This is a genomic window from Microvirga sp. jy35 (genome assembly GCF_056148915.1).
This window is the reverse complement of the sequence record NZ_JBWBEW010000001.1, coordinates 32,668-49,309: the sequence shown is the minus strand read 5'-3', so window position 1 is coordinate 49,309 and position 16,642 is coordinate 32,668. Positions and strand designations below refer to the sequence as shown.

18 protein-coding genes are annotated in these 16,642 nt (G+C 62.6%); 13 read left to right on the top strand and 5 right to left on the bottom strand.

Annotated features, from left to right (window positions below):
* Positions 1–12: 12 nt before the first annotated feature.
* Entirely contained in the window at positions 13–468 is a 456-nt protein-coding gene (locus tag AC0QTX_RS00245; RefSeq protein ID WP_474601808.1) for a hypothetical protein, read from the bottom strand.
* Positions 469–490: 22 nt separating this feature from the next.
* Here AC0QTX_RS00245 and AC0QTX_RS00240 point away from each other — a divergent pair, with 22 nt between their 5' ends.
* Positions 491–769 (top strand): hypothetical protein, encoded by a 279-nt coding sequence (locus AC0QTX_RS00240; RefSeq protein ID WP_474601807.1) that lies wholly within the window; start codon positions 491–493, stop codon positions 767–769.
* 109 nt (positions 770–878) lie between these two features.
* Here the strand turns inward: AC0QTX_RS00240 and AC0QTX_RS00235 are convergent, their stop codons facing one another.
* Positions 879–1,151: a DUF2312 domain-containing protein gene (locus AC0QTX_RS00235; protein WP_474601806.1), complete on the bottom strand. Its 273-nt coding sequence runs from the start codon at positions 1,149–1,151 to the stop codon at positions 879–881.
* A gap of 434 nt (positions 1,152–1,585) precedes the next feature.
* Between AC0QTX_RS00235 and urtA the strand changes: the two genes are divergently transcribed.
* The 12 genes from urtA to AC0QTX_RS00175 all read left to right on the top strand — a co-directional run bounded on the left by urtA (position 1,586) and on the right by AC0QTX_RS00175 (position 12,638).
* Positions 1,586–2,842: an urea ABC transporter substrate-binding protein gene (gene urtA, locus AC0QTX_RS00230; RefSeq protein ID WP_474602075.1), complete on the top strand. Its 1,257-nt coding sequence runs from the start codon at positions 1,586–1,588 to the stop codon at positions 2,840–2,842.
* A 61-nt stretch (positions 2,843–2,903) separates the two neighbouring features.
* Entirely contained in the window at positions 2,904–4,496 is a 1,593-nt protein-coding gene (gene urtB, locus AC0QTX_RS00225) for an urea ABC transporter permease subunit UrtB (protein WP_474601805.1), read from the top strand.
* A complete protein-coding gene (gene urtC, locus AC0QTX_RS00220) occupies positions 4,493–5,629 on the top strand; it encodes an urea ABC transporter permease subunit UrtC (protein WP_474601804.1) in 1,137 nt (378 codons plus the stop codon). Before urtB ends, urtC begins: the two co-directional genes overlap by 4 nt.
* A 3-nt stretch (positions 5,630–5,632) precedes the next feature.
* The gene (urtD, locus tag AC0QTX_RS00215; protein ID WP_474601803.1) at positions 5,633–6,385 is read left to right on the top strand and encodes an urea ABC transporter ATP-binding protein UrtD; all 753 of its coding nucleotides are present in this window, start codon (positions 5,633–5,635) and stop codon (positions 6,383–6,385) included.
* A 2-nt stretch (positions 6,386–6,387) separates the two neighbouring features.
* Positions 6,388–7,083, top strand: a complete 696-nt coding sequence (gene urtE, locus AC0QTX_RS00210; protein WP_474602074.1) for an urea ABC transporter ATP-binding subunit UrtE — start codon at positions 6,388–6,390, stop codon at positions 7,081–7,083.
* The gene (locus tag AC0QTX_RS00205; protein ID WP_474601802.1) at positions 7,058–7,900 is read left to right on the top strand and encodes an urease accessory protein UreD; all 843 of its coding nucleotides are present in this window, start codon (positions 7,058–7,060) and stop codon (positions 7,898–7,900) included. The genes urtE and AC0QTX_RS00205 overlap by 26 nt, the downstream gene beginning before the upstream one ends.
* A gap of 9 nt (positions 7,901–7,909) precedes the next feature.
* A complete protein-coding gene (locus tag AC0QTX_RS00200; protein WP_474601801.1) occupies positions 7,910–8,530 on the top strand; it encodes an urease subunit gamma in 621 nt (206 codons plus the stop codon).
* Positions 8,530–10,257: an urease subunit alpha gene (gene ureC / locus AC0QTX_RS00195; protein WP_474601800.1), complete on the top strand. Its 1,728-nt coding sequence runs from the start codon at positions 8,530–8,532 to the stop codon at positions 10,255–10,257. The genes AC0QTX_RS00200 and ureC overlap by 1 nt, the downstream gene beginning before the upstream one ends.
* A 2-nt stretch (positions 10,258–10,259) precedes the next feature.
* Positions 10,260–10,742 carry an urease accessory protein UreE gene (locus AC0QTX_RS00190; RefSeq protein ID WP_474601799.1) on the top strand — a complete coding sequence of 161 codons (483 nt, stop codon included), beginning with the start codon at positions 10,260–10,262 and terminating at the stop codon, positions 10,740–10,742.
* Positions 10,723–11,433 carry an urease accessory protein UreF gene (locus tag AC0QTX_RS00185; RefSeq protein WP_474602073.1) on the top strand — a complete coding sequence of 237 codons (711 nt, stop codon included), beginning with the start codon at positions 10,723–10,725 and terminating at the stop codon, positions 11,431–11,433. Before AC0QTX_RS00190 ends, AC0QTX_RS00185 begins: the two co-directional genes overlap by 20 nt.
* On the top strand, positions 11,430–12,053 hold the full coding sequence (ureG, locus tag AC0QTX_RS00180) for an urease accessory protein UreG (protein WP_474601798.1): 624 nt from the start codon (positions 11,430–11,432) through the stop codon (positions 12,051–12,053). The genes AC0QTX_RS00185 and ureG overlap by 4 nt, the downstream gene beginning before the upstream one ends.
* Positions 12,054–12,065: 12 nt before the next feature.
* Positions 12,066–12,638, top strand: coding sequence for a HupE/UreJ family protein (locus AC0QTX_RS00175; protein WP_474601797.1), 573 nt, complete (start codon positions 12,066–12,068; stop codon positions 12,636–12,638).
* A gap of 342 nt (positions 12,639–12,980) precedes the next feature.
* Here the strand turns inward: AC0QTX_RS00175 and AC0QTX_RS00170 are convergent, their stop codons facing one another.
* Genes AC0QTX_RS00170 through AC0QTX_RS00160 form a run of 3 tightly spaced genes read right to left on the bottom strand, consistent with a single transcriptional unit; the run spans position 12,981 to position 16,592 of the window.
* A complete protein-coding gene (locus tag AC0QTX_RS00170) occupies positions 12,981–14,141 on the bottom strand; it encodes a M20 aminoacylase family protein (protein ID WP_474601796.1) in 1,161 nt (386 codons plus the stop codon).
* 10 nt (positions 14,142–14,151) lie between these two features.
* Complete coding sequence (locus AC0QTX_RS00165) at positions 14,152–15,387, bottom strand: allantoate amidohydrolase (protein WP_474601795.1); 1,236 nt, start codon at positions 15,385–15,387, stop codon at positions 14,152–14,154.
* Entirely contained in the window at positions 15,384–16,592 is a 1,209-nt protein-coding gene (locus tag AC0QTX_RS00160) for a diaminopropionate ammonia-lyase (RefSeq protein WP_474601794.1), read from the bottom strand. Before AC0QTX_RS00160 ends, AC0QTX_RS00165 begins: the two co-directional genes overlap by 4 nt.
* Positions 16,593–16,642: the final 50 nt, after the last annotated feature.

Below are 16,642 nucleotides of genomic sequence, written 5' to 3'. Positions count from 1 at the left end.
CTTGAGATGGGCCTAAAACGCCTTCTGATTGGCGCGAACGAACCGAATGGGCACGGTGTCATTGATATGATCGAGGAAAACTACTCCTCGGTACGGCCGGCTTGCGGCCCCAGCAGATGAGAGAATGACAATGGCTCGAACCAAAAAGGACGACGTTTCCCAGCCCAGCAGGAGCCGGAAGGCGCCGGAGAGATCCGCGCCGAAATCCGCCTCCCGGTCTGCCACGAAGAAGGAAGCTGGCGCTTCCAAGCGTGCCCAGCCTAAAGCGATGGCTGGTTCTCGGTCCGCCACGAAGTCCCAGGCTGTCCCCACGAAGGCCCGTTCCTCCGCAGGATCGCGCACGGCAGCGCGTGCGACCTCCGGCCCATCGCGATCGCGTTCCACGACACAAGCCCGCTCCGCATCCCGCTCGTCGGGCAGCCTGCTGAACCCGATGGCCTGGCTCTCGACCCTTGAGACAACGCTCACCTCCCCGCAGGCTCGCGCGGTGATGGCAGAGGCCCTCAGGGCGGTCGCGAACGTGCTTGAGAAGCCGCAGGGCCAGGGCAGCGGAACCCAAGAAGGCCGGAATGCCGTGTCGGCTGCCGGCAGTCTCGGTGCCGAGATTGTGGCTGCTCCACTGCAGGTGGCAGCGGCTGCCATTGGGGCCGCCGGTGAGGTCGTGACGAGCGCCCTTGGCGGATCTCCGGGCGGGGGCGGCAATGGCGGCAGTCGGAAGGGAGGCCGGCGGACCTCCTCCCGGAAGAATTCCTCGGCGGCCGGCGAATAGGCAGCCTGATGACCTGACGATCGGTCGGACGGCTCTGAACTACGAAGGAAAGCAAAAAGGCCGCCTCGGCGTAGGCGGCCTTCTCACTGTCGGAAATTCTAAGACCCCATCAAGCCGCCTCGGCGACAGGAGCGGGACCAGCTTCGTCCATGGCCCGCATGTAGACGTCGAGCAGGCTGTCGTGCTCGTCACGCTCGTCCTGATCCTGCTTGCGCAGCTTGATGATCTCTTTGAGGATCCTCACGTCGAAGCCTTCGCCCTTGGCCTCGGAGAAGACTTCCTTCTTGGCCTCGTTCAACTCCTTGATCTCGTTCTCGATGTTCTCGATGCGCTCCACGAACGAGCGGATCCGATTGCCCGGAATTCCAACGACGTCACTCATGGCTTCTCCTTTGCCGTATGTGGACCGGCACTATCCGGCACCGGAGTAAGCACCCCGTTAATCCGGGGCACCAGCCGTGGAGGAAGCCATCAGGGGAAAACGTCCGCTTCTGGCATTTCTTGGTAGTAGCGCATTGGTCTGTTCATCCGGTTAAGCAGACCTTCTGGAAGGCAGGGAACCGGCAGAAAATGACCCTAGGCTGACATTCCGCTCCAGATCATAGCATTGTTTCACAAGCCTTGTATTTGAGCTTTCGCCGCTTTTCTGAGCAGATACCGCTGTCTTCCCAACTCCATCGTCATCGTTCTCTCAAACCGTTACCTCTCAGGCGATCGTGGCATGCTTCTTGCATGGTAGTCCCTCGCTGCACCTGAACCAGGGCAGGCAAGGGAGAAGGACCTATGTCAATATTCGACATGACGCGTAGAAACCTGATGGCGCTGGCAGCAGCGGCGCTGGTTTCGAGCGCCACGGCGCAGGCCGCAAAAGCAGAGGAAACGATCAAGGTAGGGGTTCTCCACTCATTGTCGGGCACGATGGCCATCAGCGAGACAACCCTGAAGGATGTCATGCTGATGCTCGTCGAAGAGCAGAACAAGAAGGGCGGATTGCTCGGCAAGAAGCTTGAGGCAGTCGTCGTCGATCCGGCTTCCAACTGGCCGCTCTTCGCCGAGAAGGCTCGCGAACTCATCAGCCAGCACAAGGTTTCAGCCGTCTTCGGCGCTTGGACTTCGGTGTCGCGCAAATCGGTGCTGCCGGTTTTCAAGGAACTCAACAGCATTCTGTTCTACCCGGTCCAATACGAGGGCGAGGAGAGCGAGCGGAACGTATTCTACACGGGCGCTGCTCCGAACCAGCAGGCCATTCCGGCCGTCGACTACCTCGCCAAGGAGGAGAAGGTCGAGCGCTGGGTTCTGGCCGGAACGGACTATGTGTATCCCCGCACGACCAACAAGATCCTGGAGGCCTATCTGAAGTCCAAGGGCGTGAAGGCCGAGGACATCATGATCAGCTACACGCCGTTCGGACATTCCGACTGGCAGACCATTGTCGCCGATGTCAAGAAGTTCGGCGCGTCGGGCAAGAAGACGGCCGTGGTCTCCACGATCAACGGCGATGCCAATGTGCCGTTCTACAAGGAACTCGCCAACCAGGGTGTGAAGGCGACTGACATTCCGGTTGTGGCCTTCTCAGTCGGCGAAGAGGAACTCGCAGGCGTCGACACGAAGCCCCTTGTCGGACATCTCGCAGCGTGGAACTACTTCCAGTCGGTCGATACGCCCGAGAACAAGGCTTTCATCGAGAAGTGGAAGGCCTACACCAAGAATCCGAAGCGGGTCTCCAACGATCCGATGGAAGCCCATGTGATCGGTTTCAACATGTGGGTGAAGGCCGTCGAGAAAGCCGGCACGACGGAGCCGGACAAGGTGATCGATGCCATCGTAGGCATTAAGGTCCCGAACCTCACCGGCGGCGTCTCGGAGATGCTCCCGAACCACCACATCACCAAACCGGTGCTGATCGGCGAGATCAAGGAAGATGGTCAGTTCGACACCGTCTGGCAAACCGATGATCTGGTGGCAGGCGATGCCTGGTCGAAGCACCTAGAGGGCTCGAAGGACCTTGTCGCCGATTGGCAAACCCTCAAGTGCGGCAACTACAACAACGTGACGAAGAAGTGCGGTTCCTAAACCCTCAAAGATGAGGGCGGCGGCCGCCGCCCTCACGCTCCCTCGGTTCGAAGTTCATTTCATGATTGTTTTGCGCAATTTCCTGCAAGTCTTCGTTCTGCTGCTCGGCATGGCCTCTGCTGCCCTGGCGGGACCTTATGAAGAGGCTCTGCCCAAGTTCACCAGTGACAGCTATGCGGATACGGAAGCGGCAATCGGGACCGTTGCTGGCAGCGGCAATCCCTTGGCCGTGGATGTCATTGAGGCCCTGCGAGACGGGCGGCTCCTCGTCGGGTCCGGACAGGTCTTCGTTCGCCGAGGCTCCGGAGACCTCACCAATGCCGCCACGGGTCAGGCATGGGGCAATCCGGCTGGTGAGCTGAAGCCGGTCCGGATCAACAACCGGGTGCGCCGTGCTGTCGAGGCTGCGCTCGGCAGCCTAACATTGCTTAGCTCCGATGCGACGAAGCGTCTGGAGGCTGCACGCGCCGTGTTCCGCTCCCGGGATGAGGCAGCCCTGCCCACGCTGGAAAAAGCCATTGCGCAGGAGGGCCAGCCGCATGTCCGGAATGCTTTTGAGAGCGCCCGTGCCGCCATCCTCCTGAATAAGCCGGATGCACTGCCCACGCAGAGGCTCGCTGCCGTTGAAACCCTTCGGAATCGGGGTGATCAGGAAGCTCTCGCTCTCCTGTCCAACCTGCCGTCCCAGGCAACGCCTGAAGTTATGGCTGCTGCAGGAAAAGCGGCCGAAGCTATCCGGACTCGCCTCGCGTTCTGGGAAGCAGTCCAGAACGTCTGGTACGGCATCTCCCTCGGGTCCGTCCTGCTGCTGGCGGCCATCGGCCTTGCCATCACGTTCGGCACCATGGGCGTCATCAACATGGCTCATGGCGAGATGGTGATGCTGGGAGCCTACACCACATTCATGGTGCAGGAGTTGATCCGCTCCCATTTCCCTGGGCTGTTCGGAGCCTCGCTCCTGATCGCGCTGCCGCTCGCGTTTCTGGTTGCGGGTTCAGTCGGCGTTCTCATTGAGAGGACCGTGATCCGCTTCCTTTATGGACGTCCTCTGGAAACCCTGCTCGCCACGTGGGGAATCTCCCTCATCTTGCAGCAGGCTGTGCGCACGATCTTCGGCCCCACCAACAGGGAGGTCGGGACACCGGCCTGGATGAGCGGGGCACTGGACGTGGGGGCGATGAGCCTGACCTACAATCGCATGGCCATCGTGGTCTTCGCCTTTGCAGTCTTCGCGATCCTGCTCTTTGTGCTGCGATACACCTCTCTGGGGCTGTACGTGCGGGCCGTCACGCAGAACCGGCGCATGGCAGGCTCCATGGGCATCCGGACCAGCCGCATCGATGCGCTTGCCTTCGGGCTCGGATCGGGGGTGGCGGGCATCGCCGGCGTGGCACTCTCCCAGATTGACAATGTCAGCCCTAATCTGGGGCAGGGCTACATCATCGACAGCTTCATGGTGGTCGTGTTCGGCGGTGTCGGAAACCTGTGGGGCACGCTGGTCGGCGCGATGACGCTCGGCATTACGAACAAGATGCTCGAACCCTATGCGGGAGCAGTCCTCGGCAAGATCGTCCTGCTCATCGCCATCATCGTCTTCATTCAAAGGCGTCCGCGCGGACTCTTCGCGCTCAAAGGCAGGGCGGTGGAAGCATGAGAACTCAATCCCTGTTCGACTGGAAGACAACTCTCGTTCTGTCCCTCCTGGCTGCCGCCGCCATCCTGGTGCCGGCCATGAACGGACTGGCCGCTCCCGGATCGGCCCTGCACCTCTCGGATCACCTGGTGCCGCTGCTCGGCAAATATGTCTGCTTTGCCCTGCTGGCGCTCTCGGTTGATCTGATCTGGGGGTTCTGCGGCATTCTCTCCCTCGGACAAGGAGCATTCTTCGCACTGGGAGGCTATGCCATGGGCATGTACCTCATGCGCCAGATTGGGCCTCGTGGTGCCTATGCAGATCCGATCCTGCCCGATTTCATGGTATTTCTGAACTGGAAGGAGCTGCCCTGGTTCTGGCATGGCTTCGACTGGTTCCCCTTCGCGGCACTGATGGTGCTGCTGGTGCCCGGGGCGCTCGCCTTCGTGTTCGGCTGGTTCGCGTTCCGGTCGCGGGTCACCGGCGTCTACTTCTCCATCATCACTCAGGCCATGACCTTCGCGCTGATGCTGGCCTTCTTCCGCAATGACATGGGGCTGGGCGGCAACAATGGGTTGACCGATTTCAAAGAGATTCTCGGCTTCCCGGTTCAGGCGGGCTCGACGCGGATAGCCCTGTTCGTGCTCTCTGTCCTGGCGCTTGCAAGCGGCTACCTGCTGTGCCGGTGGGTCGTTGGGTCCACATTCGGCAAGGTGCTCGTGGCCGTGCGCGATGCAGAGAGCCGCACGCGTTTTCTCGGCTACCGCGTCGAGCACTACAAGCTTGTGGTATTCACGCTGTCCGCCATGCTGGCGGGCATCGCGGGTGCGCTTTACGTACCGCAGGTCGGCATTATCAATCCGAGTGAATTTGCTCCAGCCACTTCCATCGAGGTGGTGATCTGGGTGGCGGTCGGCGGACGCGGGACCCTTGCCGGCGCCATTCTCGGGGCGCTGCTGGTCAATGCGGGCAAGACCTGGTTCACCGCCGCGCTGCCGGAGTTCTGGCTATTCGCCTTGGGCAGCCTCTTCGTCTTCGTCACGCTGTTCATGCCCCACGGAATCCTCGGCGCCGCCGGGGATCTGTGGGAGCGTTCCAGTCAGAAGCTGCGCACGCGCCGTTCACCCCAACCTGTCACCCAACCGGCGGAGTGAGCCATGACCGCACCGGTTACGCCGACCCTGCTATATCTTGATAACGTCACCGTCTCGTTCGATGGCTTTCGTGCGCTCAACGCTCTGTCCCTCACCATCGACCACGCGGAGATGCGCGCCATCATAGGCCCCAACGGGGCAGGCAAGACGACCATGATGGACGTGATCACCGGAAAGACGCAGCCCAACGAAGGCACGGCCCTGTACGAAGGCACCCACGACCTGACCGCTCTCGATGAGACAGCCATCGCCGAACTCGGCATCGGTCGAAAGTTCCAGACTCCGACCGTCTTCGAGATGCACACGGTCGAGGACAACCTGCTTCTCGCACTGAAGAACAAGCGCGGGCCTTTCGCGACCCTGTTCTCGCGCCGTGCGGCTCAGGATCGGGAGAGGATCGATGCTCTTCTGGAGCGGGTGCGCCTCACAGCGCAGCGCCATCGCAGGGCAGGCGAGCTGTCTCATGGGCAGAAGCAATGGCTCGAGATCGGGATGCTGCTGGCGCAGGAGCCGAAGCTCCTGCTGATCGACGAGCCTGCCGCCGGCATGACGGACCAGGAAACCGCCGACACCGCCGACCTTCTCCGTGACATCGCCAAGAGCAAGGCTGTGATCGTGGTCGAGCACGACATGACCTTCGTGCGCGATCTCGATGTGAAGGTTACCTGCCTGCATGAGGGTTCCGTGCTGGCCGAGGGATCGCTCGATGCGGTGAGTGCCAATGAACGTGTGGTTGAAGTCTATTTAGGCAGATGATGATGCTCGCAGTCGAAAACCTGTCTCTTCATTACGGCGCGGCCCAGGCTTTGCGCAGCGTTTCCGTCGCTGCTGCCGTGGGCGAGGTCACATGCGTTCTCGGACGCAACGGCGTGGGCAAGACATCGCTGCTCAGGGCCATAGCGGGCCATCGGGCGATCTCGAGTGGCAGTATCCTTTTCGAGGGGCAGAACATCGCGCGCCTGAGGCCCTTCGAGCGCGCAGCGCTCGGCATCGCCTATGTGCCTCAAGGCCGGGAGATATTCCCGCTCCTGACGGTGAAGGAGAATCTCGAAACAGGCTTCGCGCCGTTGAAGCGCGGCTCGCGTCAGATCCCCGAGGAGGTATTCGAGCTCTTCCCGGTGCTCAAGTCCATGCTTGGGCGGCGGGGCGGCGACCTGTCGGGTGGGCAGCAGCAGCAGCTCGCCATCGGCCGGGCGTTGGTCATGCGTCCGCGGCTCCTGGTGCTCGATGAACCGACCGAGGGCATCCAGCCCTCGATCATCAAGGATATCGGCCGCGCCATCTCTTACCTGCGCGGGCGCAAGAACATGGCGATCGTGCTCGTCGAGCAGTATTTCGACTTCGCCCGCGATCTGGCAGACCGCTTTGTTGTCATGGAGCGCGGTGAGATCGTGCAGCATGGCGACCGTGCAGCGCTGGAGGGGAACGATGTTCGTCAGCGCCTTGCCATTTGACGGCCTTCAGACCCTGCGCCAGCGGGCCGTCGGTCGTGTATCGTTCGCTGCAGCCGCTCTCGATGGTCTGACTCGGCCGATGCGCATCGAGGAAAGCGGCTCTATGCGCATTCGCCTACCGAGGGGGGAGGGTGCAGGGCTCGATGCCGTTCTCGTCAACACCGCAGGCGGCATCGCCTGTGGCGATCGCTTCACGGTGGAAGTCGAGGCTCAGGCTAATGCTTCGGTGACGGTTGCGACTCCTGCCGCGGAGAAGGTTTATCGCTCGGACGGGCCTGTTTCGAATTTGCTGGTGAAGCTCACCTCAGGAGCAGGGGCTCGTCTCGATTGGCTCCCGCAGGAGACTATTCTGTTCGACAACGCGAGGCTTGACCGGCAGCTTGAGGCGAATGTTGCCGAGGATGGGCGTCTGACTCTGCTGGAGGCGGTCGTCTTCGGGCGTGAGGCGAGGGGGGAGCGCATCACGGATGGACTCTTCATCGACCGTTGGCGCATCCGCCGCGGATCACGCCTCGTCTATGCCGACACATTGCTGCTCGACGGGCCCATCGCCGACCTGCTGCAGAGGCCGAGCGTCGGCAACGGCGCCCGTGCCCTCGCGACCTTGATTTATGTCGCCCCGGATGCCGAGGCTCGCCTGGAACCGGTCCGCGAACAGCTATCTTCCAGGCAGGGCTGCGACGCTGCGGCGAGCGCCTGGAACGGCCTCCTCGCCGTACGTTTCTGCGCTGCCACCGTCGAGGCGCTCCGCGCTGCCATCTGTCCGTTCCTCCTCAGCTTTCGTGGCGAGCCCCTGCCTCGTGTCTGGCTCAGCTAGGATCTTGGAATGCAACTCACACCTCGCGAAAAAGACAAGCTCCTGATCGCCATGGCTGCCATGGTGGCCCGCCGCCGCCTGGAGCGCGGCGTGATGCTCAATTATCCGGAGGCAATCGCTCTCATCACCGACACGGTGGTGGAGGGCGCGCGCGACGGGCGTTCCGTCGCCGAGCTGATGGAGGCTGGCGCCCATGTTGTCACCGCCGATCAGGTCATGGAGGGCGTGGCCGAGATGATTCACGACGTTCAGGTCGAAGCCACTTTCCCCGATGGCACCAAGCTCGTGACCGTGCATCACCCGATCCGGGGTGCGGCTTCCAAGGACGTGCCCGGGCAGGTCATGGCGCAAGATGGCGAGATCACCTTCAACGCCGGCGCGGAGCGAACCGTGCTGACAGTAGCGAACACAGGCGACCGCCCCATCCAGGTCGGGAGCCACTACCATTTCTTCGAGACCAATCCGGCCCTGTCCTTCGAGCGCGAGAAGGCGCGAGGCATGCGTCTCGATATTACGCCCGGCACAGCGGTGCGGTTCGAGCCCGGCTCCACGCGTGAGGTCACGCTGGTGCCGCTCTCCGGCAAGCGCGAGGTCTATGGTTTCCGCCAAAGCGTGATGGGGGCACTCTGATGACGAATGGAAGAAAGCCAGCCTCGCTCCCGCGTGCGGCCTATGCCGCCATGTTCGGCCCCACCAAGGGCGACAGGATCAGGCTTGCCGATACCTCCCTCGTGATCGAAGTCGAGAAGGACTTCACGACCTATGGCGAGGAAGTGAAGTTCGGGGGCGGCAAGGTCATCCGTGACGGAATGGGGCAGGGGCAGGCGACCAGGGCTCAGGGCGCGGTCGACACCGTCATCACCAATGCGGTCGTTCTCGATCACTGGGGTATCGTGAAAGGCGACATCGGCATCAAGGGGGGGCGGATCACCGGGATCGGAAAGGCCGGCAACCCGGACGTGCAGCCGAACGTCGACATCATTATCGGCCCAGGCACGGAGATCATCGCCGGAGAGGGCAAGATCGTCACCTCGGGCGGCTTCGACTCGCATATCCATTTCATCTGCCCGCAGCAGATCGAAGAGGCTCTGATGTCAGGCATCACGACGATGCTCGGCGGCGGCACGGGGCCGGCCACCGGCACCTTCGCCACCACCTGTACGCCAGGGCCCTGGCATATCGCCCGTATGATCGAGGCGGCGGACGCCTTTCCCATGAATCTTGCCTTCACCGGCAAAGGCAATGCCTCACGTCCGGGTGCACTGGAGGAGATGATCGAGGCTGGCGCCTGCGCCCTCAAACTCCATGAAGACTGGGGCACCACGCCTGCAGCCATCGATTGCTGTCTTTCGGTGGCCGATGCCTACGACGTGCAGGTGATGATCCACACCGATACGCTCAACGAGTCGGGCTTCGTCGAGGACACCGTCGCCGCCTTCAAGGGCCGCACGATCCACGCCTTCCATACGGAAGGGGCGGGTGGGGGGCACGCACCGGACATCATTAAAGTGGCTGGGCTTCCCAATGTGCTGCCATCCTCCACAAATCCGACGCGGCCTTACACGCTGAACACCATCGACGAGCATCTCGACATGCTCATGGTCTGCCATCATCTCGATCCGTCGATTCCTGAGGATCTGGCCTTCGCGGAGAGCCGCATCCGCAAGGAGACCATCGCGGCTGAGGATATCCTTCACGATATCGGCGCACTCTCGATGATGTCCTCCGACAGCCAAGCCATGGGTCGCGTCGGCGAGGTCATCATTCGCACCTGGCAGACGGCGCACAAGATGAAGGTCCAGCGCGGGCCGTTGCCCGGCGAGACCGGCGACAACGACAACCTGCGCGCTAGGCGCTATGTGGCAAAGTACACGATCAACCCCGCCATTGCTCATGGGGTATCCCGGCATATCGGTTCCGTCGAAGCCGGAAAGCTCGCCGATCTCGTTGTCTGGACGCCGGCCTTCTTCGGCGTGAAGCCTGATCTCGTCATCAAGGGTGGAGCCATCGCGGCGGCGCTCATGGGGGACCCGAACGCCTCGATCCCTACGCCTCAGCCCGTGCACTACCGTCCGATGTTCGGGGCCTATGGTCGGGCGTTGGCAACAACCTCGCTCACCTTCGTGTCCAAGGCGGCCGTCGAGAACGGACTTGCAGAGAGGCTCGGTGTCCAGAAGCAGCTCGTCGCCGTCGAGAACGTTAGGGGCGGCATCGGCAAGAAGGACATGGTGCTGAACGACGCCACGCCTTTCATTGAGGTCGATCCCGAAACCTATGACGTTCGCGCCGACGGCGAACTGCTGGTCTGCGAACCGGCCAGAGTTCTTCCCATGGCTCAACGTTACTTCCTGTTCTGAACATGATCCGTGCCACATCCATCATCCGCCGTGACGCCGTCGAATCCGACCGCGTCGTCGATATCATCACCCTCGACCATGGCGACCGACACAGACGTCGCATCCTGTTGAACGCCGATGGCGGCACGGCATTCCTGCTCGACCTCGAAAGGGCCGACGTGCTTGAGGATGGAGACGCCATTCGCCTCGACAGCGGCTGGCTCGTGGGGGTGAGGGCAGCGGCAGAAAGGCTCATCGCGGTCTCGACCGAAGATCCTCTCGATCTCCTCATTCTTGCTTGGCATATCGGCAACCGGCACGTGCCGGCGGAAATCAGCAAGGGAGCGATCTACATCGCCTACGATCATGTGCTGCTCGAGATGCTGCATGGGCTCGGAGCCAGGACGGAGATCGTCGAGCGTCCGTTCCGTCCGGTGCGGGGTGCTTACCATCAGCACGAGCACGGAGGGCATTCCGGCCATCACCATGGACACGGCCATGGATGATGCGCTCCTGCTGCAGGCAGTCGAGAAAGGCCATAGCATCCTGCCGCTGTTCGCTTGGCTGTCCCCGTCCTATCCGGTCGGCTGCTATGCCTATTCCCACACGCTGGAGTGGGCGGTCCAAGCAGGGGACGTGGCGGACGAGGGGTCGCTCGCTGCATGGCTGAGGGATCAGATGACGCTCGGCTTCGGCCGCAACGACGCAATCCTGCTGAGCCACGCTTACCGGGCCGTAGAGGCAGGCGATGAAGCTGCGCTCGTGAATGTCAACGCATTCGCCCTCGCGTTTTCCCCTTCCGCGGAGTTGTACCTCGAGACGAGCCAGCAGGGGCGCAGCTTTCTTGACGCGACCCTGGCCGCTTGGCCCGCTCCGGGTTTGCTCGATTTAGACGGCGAGGTGGCATTCCCCATTGCCATTGGCATGGCAGCTGCGGCGCATCGCGTTCCTCTGTCGATCACCCTGAACGCCTACCTCTTTGGGCTTGTGCAAACGCTCGTCTCAGCAGCGATCCGGCTCGCACCGATCGGGCAGACGGCCGGCATCCGGGTCTGCAGCAGCTTGGCGCTGACGGTGCAGCAGGTTGCCGTCCAAGCTGTCGGCTTGTCTCTTGACGATATCGGTGGCGCAACTTTCCGGGCCGATCTCGGCTCCTTTCATCATGAAAACCAATATACGAGGCTTTTCCGCTCATGAAATCCCAGACAGGACCTCTTCGTGTCGGCATCGGCGGGCCGGTCGGCTCAGGCAAGACCGCCCTGATGGAGGCGCTCTGCAAGAACTTCCGCGAGCGCTATGACATCTGTGCCATCACCAACGACATCTACACCAAGGAGGATGCCCGTCTGCTGACGGTTGCAGATGCCCTTCCGGTGGAGCGTATCATGGGCGTGGAGACAGGCGGTTGCCCACACACAGCGATTCGGGAGGATGCTTCGATCAATCTCGCGGCCATCGCAACCATGCGCAAACGCTTTCCAGTGCTCGACATTGTGCTGGTGGAGTCCGGCGGCGACAATCTGGCTGCAACCTTCTCGCCCGAACTTGCGGATTTGACCATCTACGTTATCGATGTGGCAGGCGGCGAGAAGATCCCTCGTAAGGGTGGACCTGGCATCACCCGGTCGGACCTTCTGGTGGTGAACAAAATCGATCTTGCGCCCTACGTTGGCGCGGATCTCGCTATCATGGAGGAGGACACGAAGCGCATGCGCGGTCAGCGCCCCTATGTCTTCAGCAACATCCGCGGCGGCGTCGGCGTCGACGCCATCGCGCAATTCATCGAACGAGCCGGCGGCCTTGCCGCAGACGCTTGAGAGGAGCATCTCATGAGATTGAAGCATTCCCTTCTTGTCGTTTCCATGATCGGGACGGCCATCCCGGCCGCTGCCCATACAGGTAGCCATGCCGCTTCAGGTTTAGTTGGCGGTTTTGCACATCCATTTGGTGGTCTTGACCACACGCTGGCCATGGTAGCCGTCGGCCTCTTCGCCGCCGTGCTCGGTGGGCGGGCTCTCTGGGCCGTTCCGGCGACCTTCGCCTCCATGATGCTCGTCGGCGGCGTCACGGGCTTCATGGGCATTGAAATCCCTGCCGTCGAGCTGGGTATTGCCCTTTCGGTGGTTGTCTTCGGCGCAGCTCTAGCAGCAAGGATTCGCTGCCGCGTCTCCGTAGCCATGATGCTGACCGGAATGTTTGCCATCTTCCACGGCTACGCCCATGCAGCCGAGATGCCGATGGAAGCAGCAGCAGCCCGTTATTGTCTGGGCTTTGTCTCGGCGACTGTTCTTCTGCACGGGGCGGGCCTCGCAATAGGCATCGTCCTCGGTCACCGCCAGATGATCCACCGCTTGGCAGGTGTGAGCATCGGCATTGCAGGGGTTGTTCTATCGCTGAGTTGATGTTGGCGATCAGGGCCGCGGATAATTCATATCCACTCGTACCGATCTGTTCAAATTACGTTAGAACCCCTGACTCAATGGTCAACCACTGGGTCGCAAGGTCTGCTGCTGGTACGCGCTGGTCGTTCGCCTTGAGCTGCTTAAGCCCGAGGTCTGAAACTTGCTCCGAACCTTGGTCGCCTCTACCGGCAGGACACTCAGATTGAGCATTCCTTCCAAACCCTTCGTCAGCTTACCATGGCACTTCGGACGGGCCGTTCTGTGCACCGATATCCTGCCTGTGACCCGAAGCTGCCTTCTGAGTGATGTCTCGTGAGGTTCGATGTGCCAGATCCGTGACTGTCAGATGGATGGTAACCGCTGTCGGACGATGGCAGCATGGAGGCGGGCCCCATAGAGCAGCCCGTCATCGTTGAAGTCATAGGCCGGGTTGTGCAGAGGCGCGGAGCCCTTGCCGTTGCCGACGAACACGAAGCAGCCGGGCACGTGCTCCAGGAAGCGGGCGAAGTCCTCCGAGCCGGTCATCGGCTCGCGGGCAGTCGAGACGTGCTCGGGCTCGAACACGGTCCGGGCCGCTGTGAAGACTTCGTCCACCAGGGCGGAATCGTTCAGTAGCGGCACGAACTCGCGCGTGTAGGTCACCTCGGCGGCGACGTTGTAGGTCATGGCCGTTCCCGCAGCGATGATGCGCATCTGTTTCTCGATTTCGGCGCTGACCTCCGGCTGGAAACTGCGCGCATCACCGAGAATGCGGGCAAGCCCGGGCAACGCGTTGCGGGTACCGTCGGTGATCAGTTCGGTCACTGAGACAACACCGATGTCGGTTGGGCTCAGGCGACGAGACACAATGGTCTGGAGGTTCATGACGGTCGCGCAGGCCGCGACCAGCACCTCGTTTCCCCAATGAGGGCGAGCGGCATGTCCGCCGACGCCTTTCAGGACGATCTCGAAGTTGTCCTCCGCCGACATGATCGGCCCCACCCGGGTCTGGAAGTGTCCGGTCGGCAGCCCTGGCATGTTGTGCAGGCCGTAGATCTCCTCGAACGGGAAGCGCTCCATCAATCCGTCGGCCAGCATGGCGAGCGCGCCCTTGCCCCATTCCTCGGCAGGCTGGAAGACGAAGCGCACTGTACCGTCGAAGCCACCTTCCTCGGCGAGGAGTTTGGCTGCCCCGAGCAACATGGCGGTGTGCCCGTCATGGCCGCAGGCGTGCATTGTGCCGGGGTTCTGTGAGCAATAGTCCAACGTGCCCTGTTCGAAGATGCGCAGGGCGTCCATATCGGCCCGGAGCGCGATGGCCCGATTGCCGCTGCCGCGTTTGAGTGTGCCGACGACTCCGGTGCCACCCACGCCTTCGGCCACCTCGTCGAGGCCGAACTCCCGCAGTTTGGCGGCCACGAAAGCGCCGGTGCGCTTCTCCTCGAAGCCGAACTCGGGATGGGCGTGCAGGTCACGCCGCCAGGCGATCATCGCCCGTGTGAGGGCGTCCAGATCCATAGCCATGGGGTTCTCCTTATCGGACTGCCAGCTGGGTGACGACGTCGAGTAGGATGTTGGCTCCCGCAATGAGGTCGGCGTCCGGCGTGTCTTCGCGTGGATTGTGGCTGATGCCGCCGATGCTCGGTACGAAGATCATGGCTGAGGGAGCGATGCGGGCAATCATCTGGGCATCGTGGCCCGCGCCCGAGGTCATGCGTTTCGAGGCTAGCCCGCGCCTGCGGGTGGCATTCTCCACCAGTTCCACGATCTTACTGTCGAAGGTCACCGGCTCGAATCGCGCCAGCCGCTCAATTGAGATCGTTACCTCATCGGCAACTGCGAGCTCCTTCAAGTAGGCGGCAAGGGCTGCTTCCTCCGCCCGGAGACGCTGCTCGTCCGGATCGCGCAGGTCCACCGTGAAGGTGGCGCGGGAGGGTATGACGTTGATCGCGTTCGGCTCGAAGCTCATGGTTCCGACCGTCGCAACGGTGGGCGTATTCGCGTTCCGCGCCCTGTCGCGCAGGAAGGTGACGACGCGCGCCGCTGCATGGCCTGCATCCCGGCGCCTGGACATCGGCGTCGTACCGGCATGGTTGGCCTCGCCCGCGATGGTGACCCGCTGCCAGGAGATGCCTTGAATGTTCTCGACCGCGCCAATAGGCACACCTTCGCGCTCCAGCACGGGACCCTGCTCAATGTGCAGCTCGACATAAGCGTGTGGCTTGAGGAAGCCCGGCTCCTCGGCGCCGGCGTAGCCGATGCGCTCCAACTCGGCTCCAAGCACCGTGCCATCGGTGCCGACCGTCGCCAGCGCTTCCTCAACCGGTAGCCCGCCGGCATAGACGAGCGAGCCCATCATGTCGGGGGCGTAGCGCACGCCTTCCTCATTGGTAAAGGCAGCAACTGCGATGGGCCGAGCAGGGGAGTATCCGGCAGCCTTCAGGGTCTCGATCACCTCCAGCCCGGAGAGCACGCCGTAGCAGCCGTCATAGACGCCGGCGTTAATGACAGTATCGATGTGCGAGCCGAGCAGGACGGGGGCCTCGTCCGAATTCGCGTTATACTTCCAGATCCCGAAGATGTTCCCGATGCGATCGACCGCGACATTAAGACCTGCGGCTCGGATCCAGGCAACGAGGGCGTCGCGTCCGGCCTTGTCGGCATCGGAACCAGCAAGCCGGGTGAGTCGGCCATCAGCATCTCGTCCGATCTGCCCGAGTTCCCGGAGCCGGCCGAGCAGTCGCTCCGCGTCGATTGAGAGTGTCGTCATGCGTCCGCCCCTCCGGTGGTGGTTGCGACGGCGTTAGGCCGTATTCCGACCAGTTCGGTGTAGAGTTCAGGATCGGTCGCGCCTTCCGTATTAATGACGAAGACGCGGGACGTCTCATCGAGGTGGAGCGCTGCCCGGATCTCAGGGTCGGACACGGCGCGAATGAGGCCGGCAAGACCTGCACTGCCGCTCTCGCCAGCGACGATGGCGGGATCGTTTCCGCGTGGCCGGGCCAGGCGGTTCATCACCGCGACAGCATCCTCCTCGTCCACCGTCATGAAGGCATCTGCGACTCGGGACAGCACCCGCCAGGCGACCAGCGACGGCTCGTAGCATTCCAGCATCGCCATGACCGTCGGCTCGCCGTGCTCGATCTTAACCGGATGGCCCGCCCGCGCTGTCTCGAAGAGGCAGGCGGCGCGTGCCGGATCGACCACGACGAAGGTCGGCCGCTTGCTTCCAAGTGCGAGAGCGAGATGCCCCGCCACGGCAGCCGCAACACCGCCGACACCGGCCTGCACGAACACATGTGTCGGGGGTGCGGGAAGCTGGCGCAGGGCTTCGCGCACCATGGCGGTGTAGCCCTGCATAACCAGCCCGGGAATGCGCTCGTAACCCGGCCAGGAGGTATCCGACACCACGGTCCAGCCTTTCTCGGCCGCAACACGTGCCGCCTCGGCGACCGAGTCGTCATAGGTGCCCTCGACCCGGATCATCAGGGCGCCGAAGCGGGCGATGGCCGCCACACGCTCATCGCTGACGCCGGAATGCACGAAGATGGCAGCTCTGGCGCCAACCAGTTGTGCGCCTTGAGCGACGGAGCGGCCATGGTTGCCGTCCGTGGCACAGGCGACGGTCATCCTGGATGCAACGGCGCGAACCTCAGGTGTGTGCAGCTCGGCGACGTCGAGCGGGTATCCGAGTTGGCGGCTGGCTTCCTCCAGCACGAGCTGGATGACCGCGTAGGAGCCACCCAGGGCCTTGAAGCTGCCGAGACCCAGCCGGAAGCCCTCATCCTTGATATGGATGGCACCCACACCGAGTTCGGCAGCCAGGGCTGGCAGGGTGTGCAGGGGTGTCGGCGCATGATTGTCGCGATAGGTGAGGTATCGTTCGACTTGCTCGGCAGCCTTCATGCCTAGGGTCTCGGCATCAGCCGGATCAAGAGCCTTGCAGTGGTCGGGGTGCTGGTTGGGCAGGAACATCACCGTCCTTCATCGCTGAGACGGCGAGAAGATATTGCACTTGGCACGAG